The organism is Corynebacterium sp. c3Ub_189, assembly GCF_039907195.1.
GTDB lineage: Bacteria > Actinomycetota > Actinomycetes > Mycobacteriales > Mycobacteriaceae > Corynebacterium.
Window position 1 is genome coordinate 39,549 of the sequence record NZ_JASBOF010000003.1, and the last position, 22,171, is coordinate 61,719.

Annotated in this window: 21 protein-coding genes; 15 read left to right on the forward strand and 6 right to left on the reverse strand. The window is 63.1% G+C overall.

Annotation, left to right across the window (positions count from 1 at the left end):
• Positions 1-40: 40 nt before the first annotated feature.
• Together QKD99_RS02310 and QKD99_RS02315 are read left to right on the forward strand one after the other, a co-directional pair.
• A complete protein-coding gene (locus QKD99_RS02310; protein ID WP_347950605.1) occupies positions 41-1,189 on the forward strand; it encodes a lysophospholipase in 1,149 nt (382 codons plus the stop codon).
• 105 nt (positions 1,190-1,294) lie between these two features.
• A complete protein-coding gene (locus QKD99_RS02315; RefSeq protein ID WP_347950606.1) occupies positions 1,295-2,941 on the forward strand; it encodes a metallophosphoesterase in 1,647 nt (548 codons plus the stop codon).
• A gap of 22 nt (positions 2,942-2,963) precedes the next feature.
• Here QKD99_RS02315 and QKD99_RS02320 read toward each other — a convergent pair whose 3' ends face one another.
• From QKD99_RS02320 to QKD99_RS02330, 3 genes are read right to left on the reverse strand one after another with little or no spacing between them, the layout of a single operon-like run.
• Positions 2,964-6,887 (reverse strand): Pls/PosA family non-ribosomal peptide synthetase, encoded by a 3,924-nt coding sequence (locus QKD99_RS02320; RefSeq protein ID WP_347950607.1) that lies wholly within the window; start codon positions 6,885-6,887, stop codon positions 2,964-2,966.
• Positions 6,888-7,346, reverse strand: coding sequence for a MarR family transcriptional regulator (locus tag QKD99_RS02325; protein ID WP_005325642.1), 459 nt, complete (start codon positions 7,344-7,346; stop codon positions 6,888-6,890).
• Between the two features lie 37 nt (positions 7,347-7,383).
• Complete coding sequence (locus QKD99_RS02330) at positions 7,384-7,680, reverse strand: rhodanese-like domain-containing protein (RefSeq protein WP_005325643.1); 297 nt, start codon at positions 7,678-7,680, stop codon at positions 7,384-7,386.
• A gap of 414 nt (positions 7,681-8,094) precedes the next feature.
• Here QKD99_RS02330 and QKD99_RS02335 point away from each other — a divergent pair, with 414 nt between their 5' ends.
• Positions 8,095-8,940, forward strand: a complete 846-nt coding sequence (locus QKD99_RS02335) for a hypothetical protein (protein ID WP_347950608.1) — start codon at positions 8,095-8,097, stop codon at positions 8,938-8,940.
• Between the two features lie 287 nt (positions 8,941-9,227).
• Here the strand turns inward: QKD99_RS02335 and QKD99_RS02340 are convergent, their stop codons facing one another.
• A complete protein-coding gene (locus QKD99_RS02340; RefSeq protein WP_005325645.1) occupies positions 9,228-9,884 on the reverse strand; it encodes a response regulator transcription factor in 657 nt (218 codons plus the stop codon).
• 3 nt (positions 9,885-9,887) lie between these two features.
• Positions 9,888-10,580 (reverse strand): histidine kinase, encoded by a 693-nt coding sequence (locus tag QKD99_RS02345; protein ID WP_005325646.1) that lies wholly within the window; start codon positions 10,578-10,580, stop codon positions 9,888-9,890.
• 110 nt (positions 10,581-10,690) lie between these two features.
• On the opposite strand from QKD99_RS02345, the gene QKD99_RS02350 reads away from it, so the two are divergent.
• From QKD99_RS02350 to QKD99_RS02360, 3 genes are read left to right on the forward strand one after another with little or no spacing between them, the layout of a single operon-like run.
• Positions 10,691-11,368, forward strand: coding sequence for an ABC transporter ATP-binding protein (locus QKD99_RS02350; protein WP_347950609.1), 678 nt, complete (start codon positions 10,691-10,693; stop codon positions 11,366-11,368).
• Complete coding sequence (locus QKD99_RS02355) at positions 11,334-12,773, forward strand: FtsX-like permease family protein (protein ID WP_347950610.1); 1,440 nt, start codon at positions 11,334-11,336, stop codon at positions 12,771-12,773. The genes QKD99_RS02350 and QKD99_RS02355 overlap by 35 nt, the downstream gene beginning before the upstream one ends.
• A 49-nt stretch (positions 12,774-12,822) precedes the next feature.
• Entirely contained in the window at positions 12,823-13,290 is a 468-nt protein-coding gene (locus QKD99_RS02360) for a S41 family peptidase (protein ID WP_005325650.1), read from the forward strand.
• A gap of 210 nt (positions 13,291-13,500) precedes the next feature.
• Here QKD99_RS02360 and QKD99_RS02365 read toward each other — a convergent pair whose 3' ends face one another.
• On the reverse strand, positions 13,501-13,989 hold the full coding sequence (locus QKD99_RS02365; RefSeq protein WP_347950611.1) for an inorganic diphosphatase: 489 nt from the start codon (positions 13,987-13,989) through the stop codon (positions 13,501-13,503).
• Between the two features lie 67 nt (positions 13,990-14,056).
• Here QKD99_RS02365 and dacB point away from each other — a divergent pair, with 67 nt between their 5' ends.
• From dacB to QKD99_RS02410, 9 genes are read left to right on the forward strand one after another with little or no spacing between them, the layout of a single operon-like run.
• The gene (gene dacB / locus QKD99_RS02370) at positions 14,057-15,343 is read left to right on the forward strand and encodes a D-alanyl-D-alanine carboxypeptidase/D-alanyl-D-alanine-endopeptidase (RefSeq protein ID WP_347950612.1); all 1,287 of its coding nucleotides are present in this window, start codon (positions 14,057-14,059) and stop codon (positions 15,341-15,343) included.
• On the forward strand, positions 15,333-16,283 hold the full coding sequence (gene tilS, locus QKD99_RS02375) for a tRNA lysidine(34) synthetase TilS (protein ID WP_347950613.1): 951 nt from the start codon (positions 15,333-15,335) through the stop codon (positions 16,281-16,283). The genes dacB and tilS overlap by 11 nt, the downstream gene beginning before the upstream one ends.
• Before the next feature lie 12 nt (positions 16,284-16,295).
• The gene (hpt, locus tag QKD99_RS02380; RefSeq protein ID WP_204610938.1) at positions 16,296-16,883 is read left to right on the forward strand and encodes a hypoxanthine phosphoribosyltransferase; all 588 of its coding nucleotides are present in this window, start codon (positions 16,296-16,298) and stop codon (positions 16,881-16,883) included.
• Positions 16,884-16,895: 12 nt separating this feature from the next.
• Entirely contained in the window at positions 16,896-19,235 is a 2,340-nt protein-coding gene (ftsH, locus tag QKD99_RS02385) for an ATP-dependent zinc metalloprotease FtsH (RefSeq protein ID WP_250412909.1), read from the forward strand.
• Positions 19,235-19,828 (forward strand): GTP cyclohydrolase I FolE, encoded by a 594-nt coding sequence (gene folE / locus QKD99_RS02390; RefSeq protein ID WP_250410816.1) that lies wholly within the window; start codon positions 19,235-19,237, stop codon positions 19,826-19,828. The genes ftsH and folE overlap by 1 nt, the downstream gene beginning before the upstream one ends.
• A gap of 37 nt (positions 19,829-19,865) precedes the next feature.
• Positions 19,866-20,828 (forward strand): dihydropteroate synthase, encoded by a 963-nt coding sequence (gene folP, locus QKD99_RS02395; protein ID WP_347950614.1) that lies wholly within the window; start codon positions 19,866-19,868, stop codon positions 20,826-20,828.
• A 3-nt stretch (positions 20,829-20,831) separates the two neighbouring features.
• Positions 20,832-21,212: a dihydroneopterin aldolase gene (gene folB / locus QKD99_RS02400; RefSeq protein WP_198492081.1), complete on the forward strand. Its 381-nt coding sequence runs from the start codon at positions 20,832-20,834 to the stop codon at positions 21,210-21,212.
• Complete coding sequence (gene folK, locus QKD99_RS02405; protein WP_284787290.1) at positions 21,212-21,697, forward strand: 2-amino-4-hydroxy-6-hydroxymethyldihydropteridine diphosphokinase; 486 nt, start codon at positions 21,212-21,214, stop codon at positions 21,695-21,697. The genes folB and folK overlap by 1 nt, the downstream gene beginning before the upstream one ends.
• Positions 21,694-22,167 carry a DUF3180 domain-containing protein gene (locus QKD99_RS02410; RefSeq protein ID WP_347950615.1) on the forward strand — a complete coding sequence of 158 codons (474 nt, stop codon included), beginning with the start codon at positions 21,694-21,696 and terminating at the stop codon, positions 22,165-22,167. The genes folK and QKD99_RS02410 overlap by 4 nt, the downstream gene beginning before the upstream one ends.
• Positions 22,168-22,171 lie beyond the last annotated feature (4 nt).

Sequence of the window (22,171 nt, forward strand, 5' to 3'; positions counted from 1 at the left end):
AGCACAAGGATATGACCTACAGCACCATGAGGAGACAGTGATGATGAAGAAGCACGTAACCGCCTGCCTGACGGCGGCAGCAGTACTGGCGGCACCAGTTGCGGTATCTGGCACGCTCACGGCAGGGGCAATCGCCCAGGAAGCCCCGGCGCCTGCGCCCGCGGCAGACCAGAAACCAGACGTATTGGGGCGCCCAACTGTCTCGGAAAAGCAGGTATCCGATGAGGACGGCTACTTCTACAGCGCTCACGGCGAGGGCGTCAAGATCTACTACCGCAAGCAGAAGGTGGCCAACCCACGCGGTGCGGTGGTTCTTGCGCACGGGGTTTCTGAGCACTCGGGGCGATACGATTACGTCGCCAAGCGCCTGCTGGATGCGGGCTACAACGTCTACCGTGTAGACCACCGCGGCCACGGCAAGTCCGCTGGCGGCAGCGTGCCACTGGGGCACATCGATAACTTCCAGTACATCCTGGATGACTTTGACCATGTGGTGGACATGGCCAAGGAGGAAAACCAGGGAGTAAAGACCTTCTTGCTGGGCCATTCGATGGGCTCGCTGACCGTGGAGGCCTATGGCATCCGCGAGCCGGGCAAGGTGGATGGCATCATCACCAACGGTGGCGGTGCGCCACTGAACCTTTCGGGCAAAAATGTGGCCGGAAAGAATATCACTCCGGAGGATATTTCTGAGGCCCAGAAGAAGCTGGATCCGATCATCTTTGAGCGCTTGCCGCTGGCCCAACTCACCAGCTTTAATGCGCACTATGCACAGAACCTGATTCCGCACCGCACTGAAATCGGTGCCCAGTCGCCAGAGTGGAGCAAGGACATCAAGCTTTCCAACCCGTTTACGGATGGCGTCTCCACCAGCCAGGCGGTCAAGGACGAGTATGCCTCGAGCCCGCTCATCGCGCAGAAGACCAGCGCCGGTACCGCCCTGCAGTTGGCAGCAATCGCGAACTATGACGCCGTCAATGCGGATCTCTTCACCGCACCGACGCTCATCATGCACGGCACCAAGGACAGCATCGTGCCGCCGTACTTCTCCCAGGATTGGTACAACTCCATCTCTTCTGAAGACGTGGAGTATGTGACTTGGGAAGGCCAGAAGCATGAGGTCTTCAATGAGCCGGCTGCCGATCAGGCCCTCGATACCGTCGTGGACTGGCTCGACCGCCACGCCTAAAATACGTGGACCTCAAAGCGAGAACTCTTGGCAGGCATACAGTGCTTGCCAAGAGTTTACGTATATGTAACCGCCTCGTTGCCCAGGCCGGATAGAAATTGAATTATGAAAAATAAACTCTGTGCTTTCTCTTCTGTCCTGGCGCTCACCGGAATGGTGGGCGCGCCCATTGCGGCGGCCCAGTCCTCACTTCCTGGTTCCTCCTTTGGTTCTTCTTTGGGGTCATCGTTGGGATCTTCCTGGGGGTCTTCCCAGGGCTCGTCCGAGGGTTCCTCCGCGGGGGACGATGCGCAGCCGGGGGAAGGCGCTGAGTCGCGGGTGCTGTGGCAGGAAAGCTTCGACGGGATAGATACCCCGGCATGGTTTACCCACCGCGCGCCGGAGGGGTGGAGCGCGGACGTGCACGGCGTGGACTCGGGCGAGGCCCGCTGGAAGGGCTGGACCTTTGGCGATATGCGCCACTGGACCTGGGCATCTGGTACCGATATGCGCCACTATTTCACCCAGGCGCATGACACTTTCGCCATCATCGACAACAAGCAGCAGCGCTTGGCCGAGGGTGATTCCATGACCGCGGGATTAAAGAGCCCGGCCATCCCGGTGGCGGGGCAGGAGCGGGTGAATGTGGAATTCGACCACCATTACCGCCAGGGCAAGGACGGGCAAAATGCTACGGTGACGGTCTCTTTCGATGGTGGGGAAGCCCAGGAAATCGCCGCCTTCGACAAAGACGTATTCTCCAAGCACGAGTCCATTGGCGTGGACGTGCCGGCCGGCGCGAAGAATATGCAGGTTAGCTTCAGCTACAACAACGGCAATGATGACTGGTGGTGGGCGGTGGACAATGTGGGCGTCGTCAAGCCGCTCGGTGAGCTTCAAGGCTCGCCGCAGGCTACCGTGGACGTGCTTTCCGACGTCCAAGGCGACCCCCAAGACTACAAAGACGCGGTCCGCCAGTTAAACGGCATGGAGGATAAGGCCGGGGCGCTGGTGCTCAACGGCGACCTCGTGGACGATGGCTCGCAGCGGCAGTGGGATGCTTTCTTGGCCGCGCACAGCGAGGTGCCGCACGAATCGGGCAAGGAATTGTGGACCATCGGCAACCACGAAATGTATGGCAGGGAAGGATCTGAGACCTACCTGGAGCGCTTCCTCAAATACTCCGGCCAAGATAAGCCGTGGAAGGAAGAAGTGGTGGATGGGGTGCCGCTCATTTCGGTGAACACCGAGTTTTATTCCGATATTCTGCGCCACGGCAAGGAGCCGTTCCAGCGCATCAGCAAGGAGCAGCTCGACTGGCTAGATGCGCGCCTGGCGTATTGGGATGCCAAGGGCACACCGGCGCTGGTCTTTAGCCATCCACTGCTGCCGCAGACGGTTTCGATGTCCCATTCGGCGTGGTACCAGAATGACTTTGAGGACCTCGAGGCGCTTTCCAATGTGGTCAATAAGTACAACAACATCGTGTGGTTTAGCAGCCACAGCCATTCCTCGCTGCACCAAAATAACTGGTGGGGAACCCGCCGCTACGACGGTACCGGTGAGGCTGGCCGCACCGGCTTCCCAGTAGTCAACACTGGTGCCATCCTCAATGAGTACCTACCGGATGGCGATAATGACGAGAAAATTGTCAAGGAAAAGGAAGAGGCCTCCACCGGACTGCGGGTCAAGGTCTTTGCTGACCGCGTCCGGGTGGAGGCCTGGGACTTCAAATCCGGCGAAATGATTAAGTATCAGGACTTCGCGCGGTAGGGCGCAGGTTACTGTCGGCGGCCTAGCGCTCCCACGGCTCGATGGGGTTGCCCTGCCACACGGCGTTGGTGGGAACGCGGTCGCCGCGCATAACCAGCGAGCCGGGGCCTACGGTGGACGCAGTGCCGATGAGCGAGGCCGGCAGCGCCACCGAGTGGGCGGCCAGCGTGGAGCCGTCCTGGATGGTGACGGTATCTAGGCTCATCACGCGGTCCTGGAAAAGGTGGGTTTGCACCACGGTACCAGGGCCTACGGTGGCGGCCTCACCGACGCGGATGAGGTCCGTTTCCGGGAACCAGTAGGAATCGATCCACGCACCACGGCCGATTTCCACGCCGAGGGCGCGCAGGCCCAGGTTGATCTCGCCGGAGCCGTAGGTGTGCTGGAAGAACCACGGCGCGGCGACGACCTCCACGAAGGTATCCTGCAACTCATTGAGCCAAACAAAAGCGGACCACAGCGGGTGGTCGGCCGCGCGGTGCCTGCCCACGCAGATCCACTTCACCGCGACGGTGACGGCCATGGCCACCGCACCCATGCCCATGAGCACGAGGCCGGAAAGGAGCCAGGTGAGGGGGAAGCCGAGGGCGTCGAGAAGCGAGTCGTAGACGCTGAGGGTTGCCGCGAGCAGCATGGCAGAAAACATCGGTGCCAAAAGGCGCATGGTTTCCACCACGCCGCGGGCGGCCTTGACGGCAAAGCCCGGGTTATAGGTCAGCGCCTCACCCGAGTTGGCGGGGGAGTCCACCTCTACGGTCACGCGGCGCATGCGCTCTGGCGGCGCACCCCACCAGTTGGCGCCGGCCTTCGTCTTCTTCGGGGTAGAAGAAAGCACGGCAACCAGCGAGTTCTTGGATAGCTTGCGGCCGGGCGCGGTGATGCCGGAGTTGCCCACGAAGGAGCGCTTGCCCACCTTGGTCTCGCCGGTGCGCATCCAGCCGCCGCCGAGCTCGTAGCCGCCGATCATGGTGTCATCGGCCAGGAAGGCACCCTCTTTGACCTCGGTGAGCTTGGGGATCATGACCGCGGTGGAGATTTCCACGTTGGCGCCAATCTCCGCGCCGAGCGAGCGCAGCCACGCTGGGGTCAGCTGGGAGGCATAGAGCGGGAAGAGCTTGGTGCGGGCCTCGTCCATGAGGCGCTCGATGGCCCACAGGCGCCAGCCCTTGGCCGAGCGAACGGGTGCTACGCCTGGGCTAATTCCCAGGGAGAGAATGCGCACGCCCAGCCAGGTCTGCAGCATATAGGTGGCAAAGGCCGCGAGCGCGCCAACGGGCGCGAAGAAGACCGCACCGACGAAGCTATCGCCACCCGTGGAATGCACGAGGGCGAGGACGATGGCCGCGCCTACCGCCAGCGCAACAACCGGCTGGATGGCGAGAAGGATGGAGGTGGCGTCATAAATGGCCACCCACCACGGCCGGCGCTTGGGCGTATGGGATGGGAAGCGGTGCTTGGAGCGACCCACCTTTTGGGCAGGCGAGCCGGACCAACGCTGTCCGTCCTTGATCTTCTTGCGGCCGGTAACGGTGGAACCGGCCTCCACGTGGGCATACTTGCCCACCACGGTGCCAGGCAGCAGCGTGGAGCGTGCGCCCACGCGAGCGCCTTCCTTGACGTCGATGGCGCCCACGTGCAGGATATCGCCATCCAGCCAATAACCGGAGAGGTCCACTTCGGGCTCGATGGCGGCGTGCTTGCCCAGGGTGAGCAGGCCGGTCACCGGCGGCAGGGAGTGCAGGTCCACGCCGCGCTTGACCTTGACGCCGAGCGCGCGGGCGTAGTTATTTACGCGCGTGGCACCGGCCAGGGAGCTCGCGCCGGAGGCATTAGCCCAGCGCTCGGCCGCCCAGATGCGCAGGTGCGTCGAACCGCCGCGCGGGTAATCGCCCGGCTTAATGCCGGCCGTAATAAGACGTGCACCGTAGCCGCCGAGGGGGATGCGTCCGACTGGGGTGACAAAGACGATGAGCATGGCGATGACCAGCCACCACGGATAGGCCGCGGCCCACTCAAAGCCCAGCGATGCTGCCACGGTGGAACCCAGCATGAGCCATGCCAGCCAGCTGGAGGCGGCCAGCGTCATGACGGGAATCTGAATCAGGGTCTGGGCGAGGCGGGTGCCGAAGCCGACCTTGGTGACCTCGCGCATGGGGGCATCGGCAGCCGCGGGGCGCGGTTCGGCTCCCGCAATGAGCTCGGCCAGCGAGCCCAAGCGCGGGTGGTCGTAGAGGTCGCGCACGGCCACGGTGGGGTAGCGCTCCCTGATATGGCCCACGAGGGTCGCGGCCGCCAGCGAGGTGCCGCCGAGCGAGAAAAAGTCGGCGTTCTCGTCTTCCACGGACACGCCGAGGGTTTCTACCCACAGCTCCGCGAGCCACTTCTCGGTCTCGGTCAGCGTGGTCGATTCCACGCCCACTCCGGGCAGCGGCCACGGCAGGGCCTTCTTATCTACCTTGCCGGAGGTGCGCACCGGCAGTTCTTCCATCACGCAGATGCGCGGGACGAGTGCGGCCGGCATGGTATCGGCCAGGCGGGCGTGCGCGGCCTCGTGATCGAAGCCCTTGGCCTCATCCTCGAGGGAGACATAGCCCACCAGGACGGACTCGCCGCCGGGGGTCTTTTGCACGGCCACGGCCGAGTTATAGACGTTATCCAGGGCCGCAACGTTGGCTTCGACTTCGCCGAGCTCGATGCGGCGCCCGCCAATTTTCACCTGGTCATCCACGCGGCCGACGAAGTACAGCCCGTCCTCCTCCAGGCGCACGTGGTCACCGGTGCGATACGCACGCTGCCAGCCCATCGACTCCAGCGGGGCGTACTTCTCCGCATCCTTGGCCGGATCCAGGTAGGACGCCAGTCCCACGCCGCCGATCACCAGCTCGCCGACGCCGCCTAATTCCACAGGGATGCCCTGCTTATCGACGACCACCAGGTCCCACCCATTCAACGGCAAGCCAATGGACACCGGCCGTCCGGGCAGCATTTGCTGCGCACAGGCGACGACGGTGGCCTCGGTAGGACCGTAGGTATTCCACATCTCGCGGTCCTCGGTGGCCAGGCGGTCCACCAACTCCTGCGAGCAGGCTTCGCCGCCGACGATGAGTAGGCGGATATTATCCAGCGCCTCGGCCGGCCACAGGCCCGCCAGGGTAGGCACGGTGGACACGACGGTGATATCGCGGCGGATGAGCCACGGGCCCAAATCCATGCCGGATCGCACCAGGGATCGCGGTGCCGGAACCAAGCAGCCACCGTGGCCCCAGGCCAGCCACATTTCCTCGCAGGAGGCATCGAAGGCGACGGACAGCCCGGCGAGCACACGATCCTCCGGCCCGAGTGGCCCGTGCGGGTGATTGACCAAAAAGAGGCTGGCCTCGGCGTCCACGAAGGCGGCCGCGGAGCGGTGGCTCACGGCCACGCCCTTCGGCTTGCCGGTGGAACCGGAGGTGAAGATGATCCACGCGGTGTCTTCTGGGCGCGGGGCATTGGGGTTCTCGGCCGGCTCCTCGGCGGACCTGTCGGGGGCGTATGGGCGCGCGGAATCGCGCAGGAAGCGGAAGCCTTCATCTGTAAAGACGCCATCGATATCGGCCTCGCCGAAGACCATCTCGGCGCGCTCGTCTGGGTCATCGGCGTCGACAGGCACGTAGGCCGCGCCCGACGCCAGGGTCGCCAAAATGGCGAGGTAGAGCTCGCGCTTGCCGGAGGTCATCCGAATGCCGATGCGATCGCCCCGGCGCACACCATTGGCGTGCAGCTCGGTGGCCCACAGCTCGACCTCGTGGATGAGCTCGGAGTAGGTGATGATTTCGCCGTCGTCTAGCGCGGCGGCGTCTGGGTGCATCTCCGCGGTAGTGGTGATGATGTCCCACAGCGTACGCGGCCGCGGCGCCGCGCTACCTAGAAGGTACTGCTGCGGGACGAGCGATTCGGGGCCCGCCATTTATGCCTCGTCCTCGTCCGCGGCAATGATGGACTTGGCCAACTTTCGCAGGTGCTTGAGCTGCTTATTGGTGGACTCATCCAAGGCCTCGTCCTCGGCAGTGGCAACAAGCTCCGCCAGGTCCTTGTGGACCTTCGCGCCCTTCTTGGTGGACGCGACGATCTGGCGGCGGCGATCCTTCGGATCGCGCTCGCGCTTGGCCCAGCCGCGGTCCTCGAGGGCGTCGATAAGACGCACCATGTCAGAGGCATCAATGGCCAGGGTCTCGGAGAGGTAGGACTGCGACGCGGCATCCGCGTCCACCAGGCAGGTAAGGACCCAGTACTCGCGCAGCGTCGTCTGCTTGGTCTGCAGGGCAGCCTCGACGCCATCGCGGGTGCGGCGGCGGAGGCGCTCCAGCTGGAACGACGGGGATTCGAGTAGGGCAGTTGGGATTACAGAATTATTCGTGGAAGCCATACCATCATAATAATCCCAAAAGATTGGTTAAGGCCAATTAATCCGTTTCGATGGGAAGCCCGGCAGCCTTCCACTTATCCGTGCCGCCATCGACGTTAATGGTGTCCCAGCCCAGCGCATGCTCCAGATACTGGCAGACCTGCATGCTGCGGCCGCCTGCGTGGCAGATGACGTAGATGTCCTTGTCTGGATCGATTTCCTGGATGCGACCCGTAATCTCACTCATCGGGATATGGGTCGCGCCCTTCGCGCGCTCCACCGCCCACTCATCATTCTCGCGGACATCAATGAGCTGAGCGCCTTCTGGTACTTCAGTTGGTTGAACGTTTTTCATGTCTCATACCCTAGTCACGCATAGGTTCTTATGCTGCTCCGTGTTCCGCGTCCGAGAAGAGCCGTGAGCAACCAGGTGCGTCGAAAACTGTGTGCTCGGCCCGTTGAGTCAATTGCCTGTTCCAGCAGCTTTAGCTCTTGTCTCGCTAGACTTGTAGCCCAAACAGTTATCTGCTTCAGTGCTTAACCTCTTGTAGTCGAGGCTTAAAGTATGCCTTGGGCCAAGTCCTTGGCATCCGCGGTGGATGTGCGCAGGGCCTCAATTTCCAGCGGCAACCGAGGTGAATTCAGGCGAACCTGTCTTGGTCGTGATTAGAGTGGCGTACAGCCCACGGTACGGCTTGCTGTTCATAGTGAGAGTGGGTCTTCTCCGCCACGTTTTCAACATTCATCTGAGTTGAAAGGGAAATTTTTGATGCAAAGTCTTACAGGGATGCGGACAGAGCTTCGACAAGGCACGCTTGAAATCGATGGCATCACCATAGAAAGCCGTATCGGCGTGTTCCTCGAGCCTCACAGCGAATATAACCTGAGCCTTGAATTTGCAGTCCGTCAAGGAACGGCACCCACTGCAATGAGGCTTAAGACCTTTGGCGCTGAGTTCCTACTCATTGATAAAGAGACAGAAAACAGCATTCGTCTTACCGATGGCGTTAGCAATAGCGCAAGCTTTCGTCTGCGAACCGGACAAAAGTCAGGCTTGTTGAGTGTTTTCAACGAGTACCTGCATAGTTATTGGGAAGGTGTCGAACCCGCCTACGAATACATGACTGGCGATTCAGGGATTGTTATCACCAAAACGGAAGGCGACACCATTCACTTTGCCTGCAATAACCGCAGTCCACGGGAGCAGCTAGCGTTTGAGGACGTCACGGGGATGCTTACGGTTACGAAAGTTGGTTCAGCGGAAGATCATTTCATCGCCCCTGCAGAGGATGGATCGCCAATTCAACAATATTGCTTCATCGACAGCGGCGATGAAGCACCCGATGAGAAAAAGCTCGTTGATTTTGCCACTGCGCTTTCGGGCAAGACCTCCCCGAGAAGCGAAGCGGTCACTACCTTAATTGACAGGCTTGAAGGGCTTAACTACACCGTCATTTCTTCCGCAGACAATGCTGTCACCGTCGAAGTCGACATCTCGGATGAGGAAACCACCGAATTCGCTATGGTCGATGAGGCCCGATTGTGGAATCTCAACCTTGTGAAGGTTAAAACTCGCACCTTGCTGAATCAGAGCACAATCCGACCAGAAAGTTAGGCCACGACTGCTCAGAATTTGGATGCGAGGGACCGCGTGATTCGTCGTGTTGAAGAACGAATTTTGGCGGAGAGCACGCAGGTGCAAGCCACGGATCTGGCTGTGGCACTTGGATCGTCGGTTCGTGTGAGGAGTCAATGTTGTTCATGGCAAATAGCGCCGGAACATGGGGGTTGCGCGCTATTTACCGTGAGCGTCGTGCGGGCTGCCCGCGGCGATTCTTGAGTGGCGCATCGGGTCAAAGTGACGCACACGGCGCTGGCCCCGCGCAGGCCTGCGTGCGCGTTTTAACGGTGCGCGGAGAGGTACTCCAGAATCGCCTTGACGCGGCGGTTGTCCTCGCTGGGGTCTAAGCGAAGCTTGGTGAAGATGTTGGAGACATGCTTGGCCACCGCGGCGGCGGATAAAACGAGCTCGGCGGCGATGTCCTTGTTGGACTTGCCGCGGGACATTAATTCGAGAACCTCGCGCTCGCGCGGGCTGAGCTCGCCCAAGCCGCTGCGTCCGGAGCTCATGAGAGCTTGAGCCACGGTGGGGTCGATGACGGTGCCGCCCTGGGCCACCACGTCCAGGCTGGCCAGGAAGTCGCGCACCTCGGAGACACGGTCCTTCAAAAGGTAGCCGGTGCCGGCCTCGGGGGAGTCGAAGAGCTCCACCGCATATGCAGGGGCTACGTACTGGGAGAGCACCATGACGGGCAGGCCCGGGTAGGCGTTTCTCAAATTCACGGCGGCTTTCAAACCATCGTCGCCCATGCCCGGCGGCATGCGCACGTCCGTGATGACGATGTCCGGCAGGTCGTCGCGCAGTTTATCCACCACAGCCTCGAGCGAAGGAGCAGAGGAAGCCTGGCCCACTACAGAGTGCCCGCGGCGCTCCAACAGGCCGGCCAGGCCCTCGCGCAGAATGGCGGAGTCATCCGCTACCACAATCCTTAAGCTCATCTTTTACACTCCTGGCTGTCCGCGATCGAGAAGAAGGGGAATGGACCCGGCCACCCGGGTCGGGCCGCCAGGCGGTGAGGACAAAGACATTTCTCCACCGAAGGCAGCAAGACGCTCGGCCATCCCCGCCAGGCCGTGCCCGGGGACGACCTGTGCGCCGCCGTGGCCCTCATCCACCACGGTGATGCGCAGCGAATCGTCCGAGGTCACCAGCACCGAAACTGGCGCGCCCGGCGCATGCTTGGCCGCATTCGTCAAAGCTTCCGTGCCGAAGAAATAGCCGCAGGCCAGCACGGAGGCGGAGAGCTCAGGCAGAGGATGCGGGGCGAAGACGCTGACGTGGGGGCCGTGGGAGGAGGCGGCGTCGGCAAGCGCGGCGACCAGGCCGTGATCCTGCAGCACCTGTGGGTGAATACCGTGCACCGTGGCGCGCAGGGAATTCAGGCCGCGGTCCACGTCCTGCTTTGCAGCGGTGAGGAGCTCGGTGAGGTCAGCGGGGGCGTCGAGAAGAGCCTCGCCCAACTTCATGCTCGCGGCCACGAGGTATTGCTGCGCGCCGTCGTGCAGGTCGCGCTCGATGCGGGCGCGCTCCACCTCGTAGGCGTCCGCGATGGCGCGCCGCGAGGCCGTGAGCTGCGCAATCTGCTGCGCCTGCTGCTGCTCGTGCGTGGTGGGTTGGGGCTTTTTACGGAACACGGTTCACAGCATAACGGGCGCCCCGAACTGCAGGGGTAGTGCTGGCACTACCTTAAAGAGCAACGCTAGGGCTGTTCTTTCCGCGGGCCCGGCACGGTGGAATGAGAGACATGGCAAAGACACTTTCCCTGACAGACATCACCAAGGATTTCGGCGGCGGCCCGGTGCTCGCTGGAATCTCCCTCGACATTGAACCGGGCGAGCTCGTGGCCGTCATGGGGCCGTCCGGCTCCGGCAAATCCACGCTGCTGCACTGCATGTCCGGCGTGCTGACGCCTACGCACGGCAGCGTGCGCTACGGCGACGAGGAGCTCTCCGCGCTTGGCGACGGCCCCCGCTCCCGCACCCGCCTGCGCAACTTCGGCTTCGTCTTCCAAGACGGCCAGCTGCTGCCGGAGCTCAGCAACGTGGATAACGTGGCGCTGCCGGCCATGCTTAACGGTATGGGGCGGGGTGCGGCCCGCAGGCGCGCGATGGAGCTTCTCGATCAGCTGGGCCTGGGTGGCCTGGCGGACCGCCGCCCGGCGCAGGTCTCCGGTGGCCAGGCCCAGCGCGTGACCATTGCGCGTGCGCTGGTGGCGAACCCAGGCGTTGTCTTCGCCGACGAGCCGACCGGTGCGCTGGATCAGTCCACCGGCCACGAGGTCATGCAGATGCTCACCACCATCGTGCGCCAGGCCGGGGCGAGCCTGGTCATGGTCACGCACGACCCGAAGGTGGCCGATTGGATGCAGCGCCGCGTGGAGATTCGCGATGGCATCATTCACGACGACCGCCGCCTGGGGTGATTCGATGAACACCGCCACCTTGGTCTATTACCTGCAGCGCGAATCCATTCGCGCGCGCTCGGGCACGGGCATCGTCTCTCTATTGGCGATTGTGAGCCTGACCATCGGTTCCGCCATCGCCTTTTTGGTTGCGGGTGGTACCTGGATGTTTTGGGAGCGCGCCCAGCACGTCGAGGACGCCGCGCCCGCCCTCAAGGAGGCCTTTGGCAACGAGATGGAGGCCTTCCTCTATCCCTGGTTCGCCCTGGCTCTCTTTGCCTGCGCGTTCATTCTTCCCGCGCTGTTTAACCTCACCTCGCAGGCCGCCGTCCTGGGTGCGTCCGGCAGGGAGCAGCGCCTGGCCACCCTGCGCCTGCTGGGCTTAAGCTCCAGTCAGGTGGAGCGCATGGCCATTGTGGAAACCGGCCTCCAGGCGGTGATCGGCATCGTGCTCGGCGGGCTGATTAGCCTACTCGTCGCACCGGTCTTTACCCAACTGGACTTCCAGATGCGGCCCATTGACCTGACAGAGATTCTGCTGCCCTGGTGGGGATATATAGCTGTGGCCGGCGTGCTCTTTCTCCTGGCCATCGGCGCGGCACTGTACGGCATGCGCCGCGTGCGCGTGAGCCCGCTGGGCGTGGCCAAACGCCAGATGCCCGCGGCCTACCGCTGGTGGCGCGCCATCGTCTTCCTCATCATCGTGGCAGTCGGCGGAGTGTTCCTCACGGGCAAGGCGGGCCCGCCCACCGCGATGGTCATCGTGGTCATGTTTGGCATGCTGATGAGCATCAACCTCATCGCGCCTTTCATCCTGCAGCTGGGCGCGCACGTCTTCTCCCTCCTCCCCGGAACCGCGCACTTCGTGGCCTGCAAGCGCGTGGCGGGCAATGCCCGCCCGGCATGGCGGCGCAGCGCTGCCATCGGCTTCTTCGGCTACCTGGCCGGCTTCCTCGTCGCCGCGCCCCTGGGCTCCGATGCCTTGGCCTCGGTGCTCAAAGAAGATCCCGGGATGAACGTGGTGTTCAAGGACATCTCCACTGGCGTTGTACTAACCCTCGTCTTCGGCTTCACGTTGACCACCATGTCCATCATCCTGGGTCAGGTTTCCGGCATCTTCGAGGACAAGGAGCTCATCCGCTCTCTGGATTTGATGGGCGTGCCGCGCGGCTTCCAGTTCCGCTCCGGGGCGCTGACCGTCATGGGGCCGGTCGTGGCCTTGAGCTCCTTCGGTTTTCTCTTCGGCGGCGGAATTGCTTCGCTGATGTTCTTCTCCAACGTCGAGCAAAGCGACGTCGATGTGAGCGCTCGCCTGCTTATGGCCTTCGGCTTCCTGGCGGTGGGCTGGGTGGTCACGCTTCTTGCCATTGTCCTTGTTGAACCGTTGCGCGGCTACGTGCTGCGCACAGGAGGTCGAAAAGAATAAAAACTGTGCTGAAAATTTTGGCGGACTCTTCGGCGTTGCCTTTATCGCGGTGCTCGCCGCCGTGTACTTCCTCGGCCCCTCCTATGGCGGGGCGCTGCTGGGCAAGCCCTATATTCCTTTCAACACCAGCGAAAAACGTATAAACACCGCGATGGTGGATACCGCAGCGTATACCGGAATCTATGGCGAGAGCGAAGAATTTCAGCGCGCCCGCGAGGCCTTCAAAGAGGACCCGACCAACGCGGAGCTCCTCGTTGCCGCCATCGACGCCGCCTCCTCCGCCGAAGTCACCCTCCTGACCTTCCGCGGCCTGGACAACGTGCGCACCTTCGGCGAGCCGACCGCCGGCTACGCCTCCGCCAACGTGGTGCTGGATTACCCGGACAGCCGCTCGCTCATGCTCACTACTGCCAAGGACAAGGCGTGCACGGGCGAGGAGTTCGCCGAGGACCCCATCGCTCCTGATACCCCGGAATCTGAGCTCGACGGCTCGCTTGCCTCCCATTGTGGCTCCTAAGGCGCGGTTTTCGTCCACGGGTGCCTTTGGCGTTCACGGCAAATAACGCCCCGAAACACGCAATTTTTCGCCACTATTTACCGTGAACGACAGTGATTAGTCGGAAAACGCGAAAGGTACGCTTCGGCGCGCGGTGGGAAACCTCTTCGGTCTCCACCGTCTGCGGAAACGTACCTTCACAGTGCCGCCGTTAGCGTGCGGCAGAAGCGCTTACTTGAAGCGAGCCTTTGCCTCGTCGAGGATCTTCTCTGCCTCGGCCTTGTCGTCCCAGCCGGAGCCGGTGACTTCCTTGTTCGGCTCCAGGTCCTTGTAGTGGACGAAGAAGTGCTCGATTTCGTCCTTGATGTGCTGCTCCACATCGTTGATGTCCTGGTAGCGCTCCCAGCGCGGGTCATCGATGACGGCGAGCAGCTTATCGTCGCCGCCGGCCTCGTCGGTCATCTTGAAGACGCCGACGATGCGGGCCTCAACTACAACGCCCGGGAAGACCGGCTCCGGCAGGATGACCAGGGCGTCGAGCGGGTCGCCATCCTCGCCCAGGGTGTGGTCGATGAAGCCGTAGTCAGCCGGATAAGCCATCGGGGTGAACAGGTAACGGTCGAGGTAGACCTTGCCGGACTCGTGGTCAACCTCGTACTTGTTGCGGGAGCCCTTCGGGATTTCAATGGTTACTTCAACGCTCACAGCGATGTCCTCCATGGGGGATTGGGTATCAATTACTGCCCATAGTCTAGCGCGTTGCGGATTCGCGCTAGGGTTAAAGGCAATGAAAGCAAAGCATGTTTGGTGGTCAGCGACCGCGCTCGTGGTAGCAGCAGCGGTCGGAGGTACGGCTGCGCTGGGCGTTACCCTTCAGCGCGAATACGGCGATCTCTCGCACGGAGAGGCGCAGGCGGTCGAGGCTCCTGAGGAGCCGTTGAGCGCAGCAGAGCCGGGCGAGGTGGACCTGGATGCGCTGAGCGCGAAGCTGGATGAGCTCGCTAAGAATAAGGACCTTGCCACTTTCGGCGGCGAGGTGATCGATACCGAAACCGGTGACGTGGTGTGGCAGCGCGACGCAGATAAGCGGCTTACCCCGGCCTCGTCCACGAAGGTCCTCACCACTGCGGCGGCGACGTTAGCGCTGGATGAGAATGAGAAAATCACCACCAAGGTCTACCGTGGGTCAAACGAAAAGAACGTGGTCATCAAGGCCGCGGGCGATGTGTGGATGACGCACGAACAGCTCGACGATTTGGCCGAGCAGATTTCGAAAAACGTCGAGCAGGTCGATGGTGTCTACATCGATACCTCCGTGTGGTCCGGCGAGGCGCAGGCCCCGGGCTGGGATCCGGAGAACGTGGACGGCGGCTTCGTCGCGCCGATGGAACCGGCCATGCTCTACGGCGGTCGCTTGGGCGCGACGACGGGTGATGTGCCGAGGAGTCATGAGCCTGCTTTGGACGTCGCTAAGCAGCTAGGCGATCGCCTCGGCGCGGGCAAGGTAGGCATGGGCTCTGTGGCAGAGAATGCGCAGGAGGTGGCGAGCGTGGATTCGCCGCCGCTAGCGGACCGCGCCCGAGAAATGGTGCGCCATTCCGATAATGTCATGGCCGAGGCCATTGCGCGCGAGCTGGCGGTTTCCCGCGGTAAGGAAGCCAGCTTTGAGGGCGATACGCAGGCCACGCTCGAGGTGCTGCGGGAGCAAGGATTCGACGTCGAGGGCGTGGATATTAAGGACAATTCCGGGCTCTCGGTGGACAATCGGCTCACGGCCGGGCTGTTGACGCAGCTCATTAATGGCGCGGTCAAGGATCCGCGCCTGCGCCCGCTGGTGTCCTACCTGCCGGTGGCCGGCGGCGATGGCACGCTGTACGAGCGCTATGGCGATTCCGCGGCCAAGGGCTATGTGCGCGCCAAGACGGGCACGCTGACCGGGGTCTCGGCCCTAGCCGGCACCTCGCAGGGCAATTCCGGGCGCGTATATGCCTTTGCCTTCCTTGTGAATGACGGCGATATCTTGGCCGCCCGCAAGGCTCAAGACGCATTGGCTTCCGCACTGCATGAGTTCTAATAAGCCCTTTTGGCCGCGGGTTTCGCCGCACTTTCTAGCGTGTCGGCGCGGCGTGCGCGCCGCGGGCCTTGACCACGCAGTGGCGGTGGGGCTGTCCGGGGGCGCGGATTCGCTGGCTCTCATGGCGGCGCTCGTGGCGGAGGGGCACGACGTGCTTGCGCTGTGCGTGGACCACGGGTTGCAGGACGGCTCGCGGGCGCAGGCAGAGCGCGCGGCCGAACAGGCGCGAACGCTGGGCGCGCGGGCGGAGGTGCTTAGCGTTGAGGCAGGCGCTGCAGCGGGGGCGGAGTCGATGGAGGCGGCCGCACGGGTGGCGCGGTATCGGGCACTGGCCGCCGCGTGCGCGGGCGAAGACTTAGAGGTGGCCGTGGCACATACGGCCGATGACCAGGCGGAAACGCTGCTGCTCGGCGCGCTGCGTGGGCGGGTGACCGGCATGGGCGAGCGCAGCGAGGTGGAAGGCGCCCGCGTGGTGCGGCCGCTGCTGAACGTGCGCCGGGCCGATACCGAGGGCGCTTGCGCGGAGCTGGGCTTTTCGGCGTGGCAGGATCCGCAGAATGCGGACACGAATTTCCGCCGCGTGGCGCTGCGCCGCGAGGTCATTCCGCAGTTGAGCCGCATCATCGGCGGGGACGCGGTGCCAGCGCTGGCGCAAGCCGCAGGCGACGCCGCGCTTGACGACGCCGCCCTGCGCACCCCACCCACCACCGACTGCGCTGAGCTGGCGGCGATGGCGGAACCAAGGCGCCGGCGGGCAATCGCGGCGTGGCTGGTCAGCGAGGGAGTAGAGGTAACAAGGAGGGGAGTGGGGGACGTCGGCAAGCTGTGCACCCACTGGCACGGGCAAGGCCCGGTGGCCGTGCGATCGGCGCGGGAGGTGGGGCAGAGGTTGGAAGTAGCCCGTATAGGTGGCAAACTGGCACTATTGTCTGGTCATTAAAGGAGCGCACACGTGCACGACAAGAAAGACTTCGCCGTTCCCGCAAACCGCTACGGTGACGATGTAGAAGCAATCCTCATTGGAGAAGAGGAACTGCAAAGCCGCGTCCAAGAACTCGCGGATATGGTCTCGGAAAAGTATGCCGACTCTGAGCAAGACCTCCTGTTGGTCTGTGTGCTCAAAGGCGCCGCATTCTTCCTCACGGACTTTGCGCGCAAGCTATCTATCCCCTCCGAGCTGGAGTTTATGGCCGTATCCTCCTACGGTGCCTCCACCTCCTCGTCCGGCGTGGTGCGTATTTTGAAGGATTTGGACCGTGATATTGCCGGGCGCAACGTGCTCATCGTGGAAGACATCATCGATTCGGGCCTCACGCTGTCGTGGCTCATCCGCAACCTGGAAGGCCGCAACCCTGCCTCGCTGAACGTGGTCACCCTGCTGCGCAAGCCGGAGGTAGTCAAGGCCGATATTGACCTGCTGGATGTGGGATTTGATATCCCGAATGAATTCGTCATCGGCTACGGGCTGGACTTTGCGGAACGCTACCGCGATCTGCCTTACGTGGGCACCCTCCACCCCGATGTCTATACCACCAACTAAAATCGCGCAGTAATGAAAAACAACAAGATTCTTCGCTACGGCGGGATTGCGGCCCTCATCCTTATCGCGCTGTACGCTTTTACCTTCTTTAGCAACGACGCCCGCGGCTACGTGCAAGCGGATACCTCCGTTGCGCTGACCCAGCTCAAGGACAAAAACGTCGATGAGGTGGAAATCGATGACCGCGAGCAGCGCCTGCGCATCAAGCTCAAGGACGAAATCACGGTAGACGAGCGCGACGGCGTGCAGGAGATCGTGGCCAAGTACCCGGCCCGCGCCTCCGAGCAGGTCTTTAACGCCGTCAAGGATTCCGGTGCCGAGAAGTACCAGACCAACGTCACGCAGGAATCCTTCTTGGGCTCCATGCTCAGCATGCTGCTGCCGATGCTCATCCTCTTCGGCGTGCTCTTCTGGCTCATGTCCCGCATGCAGCAGGGCGCTGGTGGCATGTTTGGCATCGGCGGTTCCAAGGCCAAGGAACTGACCAAGGATATGCCGACCAATACCTTTGAGGACGTGGCCGGCGCGGACGAGGCCGTGGACGAGCTGCAGGAGATCAAGGACTTCCTGGAAGATCCCACTCGTTACCACGAGCTGGGTGCCAAGATTCCGCGTGGCGTGCTGCTTTATGGCCCTCCGGGTACCGGTAAGACCTTGCTTGCCCGCGCCGTGGCTGGCGAGGCCGGCGTGCCGTTTTATTCCATCTCCGGTTCTGACTTTGTGGAGATGTTCGTCGGCGTGGGTGCCTCCCGCGTGCGCGACCTGTTCAAGCAGGCGAAGGAAAATAGCCCCTGCATTATCTTCGTGGACGAGATCGACGCCGTGGGCCGCCAGCGCGGTTCCGGTACCGGCGGCGGCCACGATGAGCGCGAGCAGACCCTCAACCAGCTCCTGGTAGAGATGGACGGCTTTGGTGACCGCGAGGGCGTAATCCTCATCGCCGCCACCAACCGCCCGGACATCCTGGATCCGGCGCTGCTGCGCCCGGGCCGCTTCGACCGCCAGATTCCGGTCACCAACCCGGACTTGGCCGGCCGCGAGCAGATCCTGCGCGTGCATGCAAAGAATAAGCCGCTGGCAGAGGAGGTTGACGTAGCGCAGCTGGCCAAGCGCACCGCCGGTATGTCCGGCGCGGACCTGGCCAATGTGCTCAACGAGGCCGCTTTGCTGACCGCCCGCATCGGCGGCAACGTCATCACCTATGACGCCTTGGAAGAGGCCACCGACCGCGTCGTGGGCGGCCCGCGCCGCCAGGGCAAGATCATCTCCGAGCACGAGAAGAAGGTCACCGCTTACCACGAGGGCGGACACACGCTTTCTGCGTGGGCACTCAAGGATATTGAGCGCGTGTACAAGGTCACCATCCTGGCCCGCGGCCGCACCGGCGGCCACGCCATGACCTCCCAGGAAGACGACAAGGGCATGTACACCCGCGACGAGCTCTTCTCCCGTTTGGTCTTTGCCATGGGTGGCCGCGCGGCCGAGGAGCTGGTCTTCGGTGCGCCGACCACCGGTGCGTCTTCCGATATTGAAAACGCCACCAAGATCGCTCGTTCCATGCTCACCGAGTACGGCTTCTCGCCGGACCTGGGCACCGTGAAGTACGGCAAGGAACAGGGCGATCCCTTCAGCCAGATGGGTGGCGGCGGCTCCATCGATTACTCCGATGAAGTTGCCTCCAAGATTGATGAGCAGATGCGCTACCTGCTCGAGCGCGCGCACGAGCAGGCCTATGACATCTTGCGCAATAACCGTTACTACCTGGATAAGCTGGCCGAGGCCCTGCTGGAGAAGGAAACCCTGCGCCGCCCTGACCTGGAGCGCATTTTCGACGGCATCGAGCCGCGCGAGGCCTTCGACGTCTTCCCAGGCGAGGACGACCGCTTCCCGCGCCAGATTGGCTACGCCCCAGTGAAGACCCCGGTTGAGCTGGCGAAAGAGCGCGGCGAGGAGCTGCCTAAGCGCATGACGCTTCTCGATGCCTCCCGGGCCGCCCGCGAGCGCCGCCTTGCCGGCGAAGAGCCGAAGGGCGAGGTGGGCTTCAACTTTGGTCAGCACGCCGGCGATTACGTCGATCCGGACACCGCCCGCGAGTTGGGCAGCGGCCCCGCTAAGGAATCCGCGAACTCTACGCCGACCCAGCAGTCCCGCGACGGCCAGTCTGCTGAGTCTTCCGAGCCTGCGGCCCGTCCGGCCGCACGCCCCGCTACCGGTGGTGGAAAGCACCACAAGCCGGATGCCGGCGCGGATGCTGAGGCTGAGACCAGCCAGTGGTTTACCCCCGGCTGGGACGAGAAGGATCGCCGCAAGAACCCCTATGCGCGCGAGGACGACAAGCAAGAAGATAACTAATGCCTGAAAATCACATTCCCGCTCGCGCCGCCTTTGACCAAGACCGAGCGGAGGCAGCGGTGCGTGAGCTGCTCCTTGCGGTTGGGGAGGACCCTGACCGCGAGGGCTTGCGCGAAACCCCTGCCCGCGTGGCCCGCGCTTACCGCGAGGTCTTTGCCGGACTGCACGAGGACCCGACCGAGGTCCTGCACAAGACCTTCGCTGAGGACCACCAAGAATTGGTTCTGGTGCGCGATATCCCCATTTATTCCACCTGCGAGCACCACCTAGTGCCGTTTTACGGCGTGGCGCATATCGGCTACATCCCGGGCAAAGACGGCCACGTCACCGGTTTGAGCAAGCTTGCTCGCCTGGCGGATATGTACGCTAAGCGCCCCCAAGTCCAAGAGCGCCTTACCCAGCAGGTAGCGGACGCCTTGGTGGAGGTCCTCGGTGCGCAGTCCGTCATCGTGGTCATTGAGTGCGAGCACTTGTGCATGGCCATGCGCGGCATTCGCAAGCCGGGGGCGACGACGACTACCTCCGCGGTGCGCGGCGGCTTCAAAAATAATGCCGCCTCCCGCGCCGAGGTGCTCAGCCTGATTCGCAGCTAAACCCCCGGTTCACCACGAAAGCGAGAAGGAGCACGCCATGCAGCAGGCAACCTCGGTCTCAGATCTGACCATCGCCAACCGCACGCTGGTGATGGGCATCGTCAACGTCACGGAGGATTCCTTCTCCGATGGCGGTAAGTGGTTGGACGTCGATGCCGCCATCAACCACGCCCGCGAACTCGTGGCGCAGGGCGCGGACATGATTGACGTCGGCGGTGAGTCCACCCGGCCGGGCGCGGTGCGGGTAGAAGCGGACGTCGAAAAGCGCCGCGTGGTTCCCGTCATTAAGGCGCTGAGCGAGCTGGGCATCCGCACCTCCGTGGATACGATGCGCGCCTCGGTGGCCCGTGCGGCCGCAGCGGCCGGCGTGGACATGATTAATGACGTCTCCGGTGGCCTAGCTGATCCGGAGATGTATCGCGCGATGGCCGAGGCCGGTGTGCCCGTCTGTTTGATGCACTGGCGCACGCTGCAGGAAGGCGCCTTTGGATCCGCAGCCGGTAGCGCCGACCACGGCGGCGATGTGGTGCGCGATGTGCATGAGACCCTCGAGCGCCTGGCAAATAACGCGCTGGAGGCCGGCGTGCGCCGCGATAATATCGTGCTCGATCCGGGCTTAGGCTTCGCCAAAACCCCGCAGGATAATTGGGCGCTGCTCAAGGCCCTGCCGGAGTTCCTCGACGCCGAATTCCCCATGCTGGTGGGCGCTTCCCGCAAGCGCTTCCTCGCCGCCATCCGGGAGGACCGTGGCGTGGAGTCCAGCCCACTGCTGGCCGATCCCGCGACTGCGGCCGTGACCGCCATTTCCGCCCAGATGGGCGCGTGGGGTGTGCGCGTGCACGAGGTCGCCGTCTCGCGCGACGCCGTCGATGTGGCAGCTGCTTGGAACGCCGGCACCGGCTACGCGGGCGGCGCCAGGGCGACCGGCAGCTATAGCAATGGCGCCGATGGTAATGGCACCATGAAATCCACCGCCCTACCGCGCAACCCAAAGGAGTAAAACATGGCAGACCGCATCGAGCTCACCGGCCTAGAATGCTTTGGCTACCACGGCGTTTTTGAGGAAGAAAAGCGCACCGGCCAGCCCTTCATCGTGGATATCACCTGCTGGTCCGAGTTCGCCGAGGCCGCCGCCACCGATGATCTGACCAAGACCATCAATTACGCCGAGCTTGCCGACGTCGCCGCCAAAATCATCGAAGGCCCCGCTCGCGACCTCATCGAGACCGTCGCCAGCGAGGTGGCCGATACCATCATGGAGACCTTCGAGGGCCTGCATGCCGTGGAGGTCACCCTGCACAAGCCGAAGGCGCCGATTCCGCGCACTTTTGCCGACGTCGCCGTGGTCGCCCGCCGCTCCCGCAAGCACGCGAGGACCCTCTAATGCGTGCGGTGCTGTCTATCGGCTCCAATATGGATGACCGCGTGGAGCTTTTGCGCACGGTATTCGACGAGTTCGCCGGCGAGATCGTCGCCGCCTCGCCCGTCTATGCCACCCCTCCGTGGGGCGTGACGGACCAAGACGAATTCCTCAACGCGGTGCTCATCGTGGATGTCGAGGAGACTCCGAAGGAACTGCTGCGCCGCGGGCAGAAACTCGAAGAGGCTGCCGAACGCGTCCGCGTGCGCCACTGGGGTCCGCGCACGCTGGATGTAGACATCATTGATATCGAGGGCTATACCTCCGATGACCCAGAGCTTTTCGTCCCGCATCCTTATGCCCACGAGCGCGCCTTCGTGCTGATTCCGTGGTTGGCGGCCGATGCTGGTGCTAGGTTGAGTGGGGAGGGCGTCGCCAAGCGGGTAGCAGCACTCGACCCGAAAGAGCGCGCCGAGATTCGCCGGCTGGGCATGATGGAGGAGCTATGACACGGACCTCGCTGGGTGCCCTCATCGGCACCGGGGTCTTTTTCGCCGCCGCGGCGGCCATCCTCACCACGCGCTTTTATGGTTCCATGCTGCAAATCCCGGTAACGGTGTCGGCCACGCTGTGGCTTATGGCCGTCATCTGTGTGGCGCTGACCTGGAAGGTGGACCAAGCCACCGAGGACGAGCATGGCATTGGCCTGGATAATTCGCAGCTCAACCCCATGACCATCACTCAGTTCATGCTGGTAGGCAAGGCCTCGGCATGGACGGGTTCCATCGTGGGTGGCATTTATGCCGGCATTGCCGTCTACGTCATTCCCAACACCGGAACGCTCACCGCGGCCTCCGATGACCTCGTGGGTGTCATTGCCTCCGCGCTTGGTGGCCTCGCGATGGCCGCCGCTGGCCTGCGGCTGGAGCGACACTGCGAGACCCCGCCCCCACCAGATGGGGTTCAAACGGTACATTAGTGAG

Bases quoted from the DNA above. Each gene is read 5' to 3' on its own strand.
- folB (WP_198492081.1), top strand. From the start codon at position 20,832: ATGGCAGACCGCATCGAGCTCACCGGCCTAGAATGCTTTGGCTACCAC.
- QKD99_RS02365 (WP_347950611.1), bottom strand. From the start codon at position 13,989: ATGGAGGACATCGCTGTGAGCGTTGAAGTAACCATTGAAATCCCGAAG.
- QKD99_RS02310 (WP_347950605.1), top strand. From the start codon at position 41: ATGATGAAGAAGCACGTAACCGCCTGCCTGACGGCGGCAGCAGTACTG.
- QKD99_RS02355 (WP_347950610.1), top strand. From the start codon at position 11,334: ATGGCATCATTCACGACGACCGCCGCCTGGGGTGATTCGATGAACACC.
- QKD99_RS02340 (WP_005325645.1), bottom strand. From the start codon at position 9,884: ATGAGCTTAAGGATTGTGGTAGCGGATGACTCCGCCATTCTGCGCGAG.
- QKD99_RS02410 (WP_347950615.1), top strand. From the start codon at position 21,694: ATGACACGGACCTCGCTGGGTGCCCTCATCGGCACCGGGGTCTTTTTC.
- QKD99_RS02335 (WP_347950608.1), top strand. From the start codon at position 8,095: ATGCAAAGTCTTACAGGGATGCGGACAGAGCTTCGACAAGGCACGCTT.
- folK (WP_284787290.1), top strand. From the start codon at position 21,212: ATGCGTGCGGTGCTGTCTATCGGCTCCAATATGGATGACCGCGTGGAG.
- QKD99_RS02330 (WP_005325643.1), bottom strand. From the start codon at position 7,680: ATGAAAAACGTTCAACCAACTGAAGTACCAGAAGGCGCTCAGCTCATT.
- dacB (WP_347950612.1), top strand. From the start codon at position 14,057: ATGAAAGCAAAGCATGTTTGGTGGTCAGCGACCGCGCTCGTGGTAGCA.
- folP (WP_347950614.1), top strand. From the start codon at position 19,866: ATGCAGCAGGCAACCTCGGTCTCAGATCTGACCATCGCCAACCGCACG.
- tilS (WP_347950613.1), top strand. From the start codon at position 15,333: ATGAGTTCTAATAAGCCCTTTTGGCCGCGGGTTTCGCCGCACTTTCTA.
- QKD99_RS02315 (WP_347950606.1), top strand. From the start codon at position 1,295: ATGAAAAATAAACTCTGTGCTTTCTCTTCTGTCCTGGCGCTCACCGGA.
- folE (WP_250410816.1), top strand. From the start codon at position 19,235: ATGCCTGAAAATCACATTCCCGCTCGCGCCGCCTTTGACCAAGACCGA.
- ftsH (WP_250412909.1), top strand. From the start codon at position 16,896: ATGAAAAACAACAAGATTCTTCGCTACGGCGGGATTGCGGCCCTCATC.
- QKD99_RS02350 (WP_347950609.1), top strand. From the start codon at position 10,691: ATGGCAAAGACACTTTCCCTGACAGACATCACCAAGGATTTCGGCGGC.
- QKD99_RS02320 (WP_347950607.1), bottom strand. From the start codon at position 6,887: ATGGCGGGCCCCGAATCGCTCGTCCCGCAGCAGTACCTTCTAGGTAGC.
- QKD99_RS02325 (WP_005325642.1), bottom strand. From the start codon at position 7,346: ATGGCTTCCACGAATAATTCTGTAATCCCAACTGCCCTACTCGAATCC.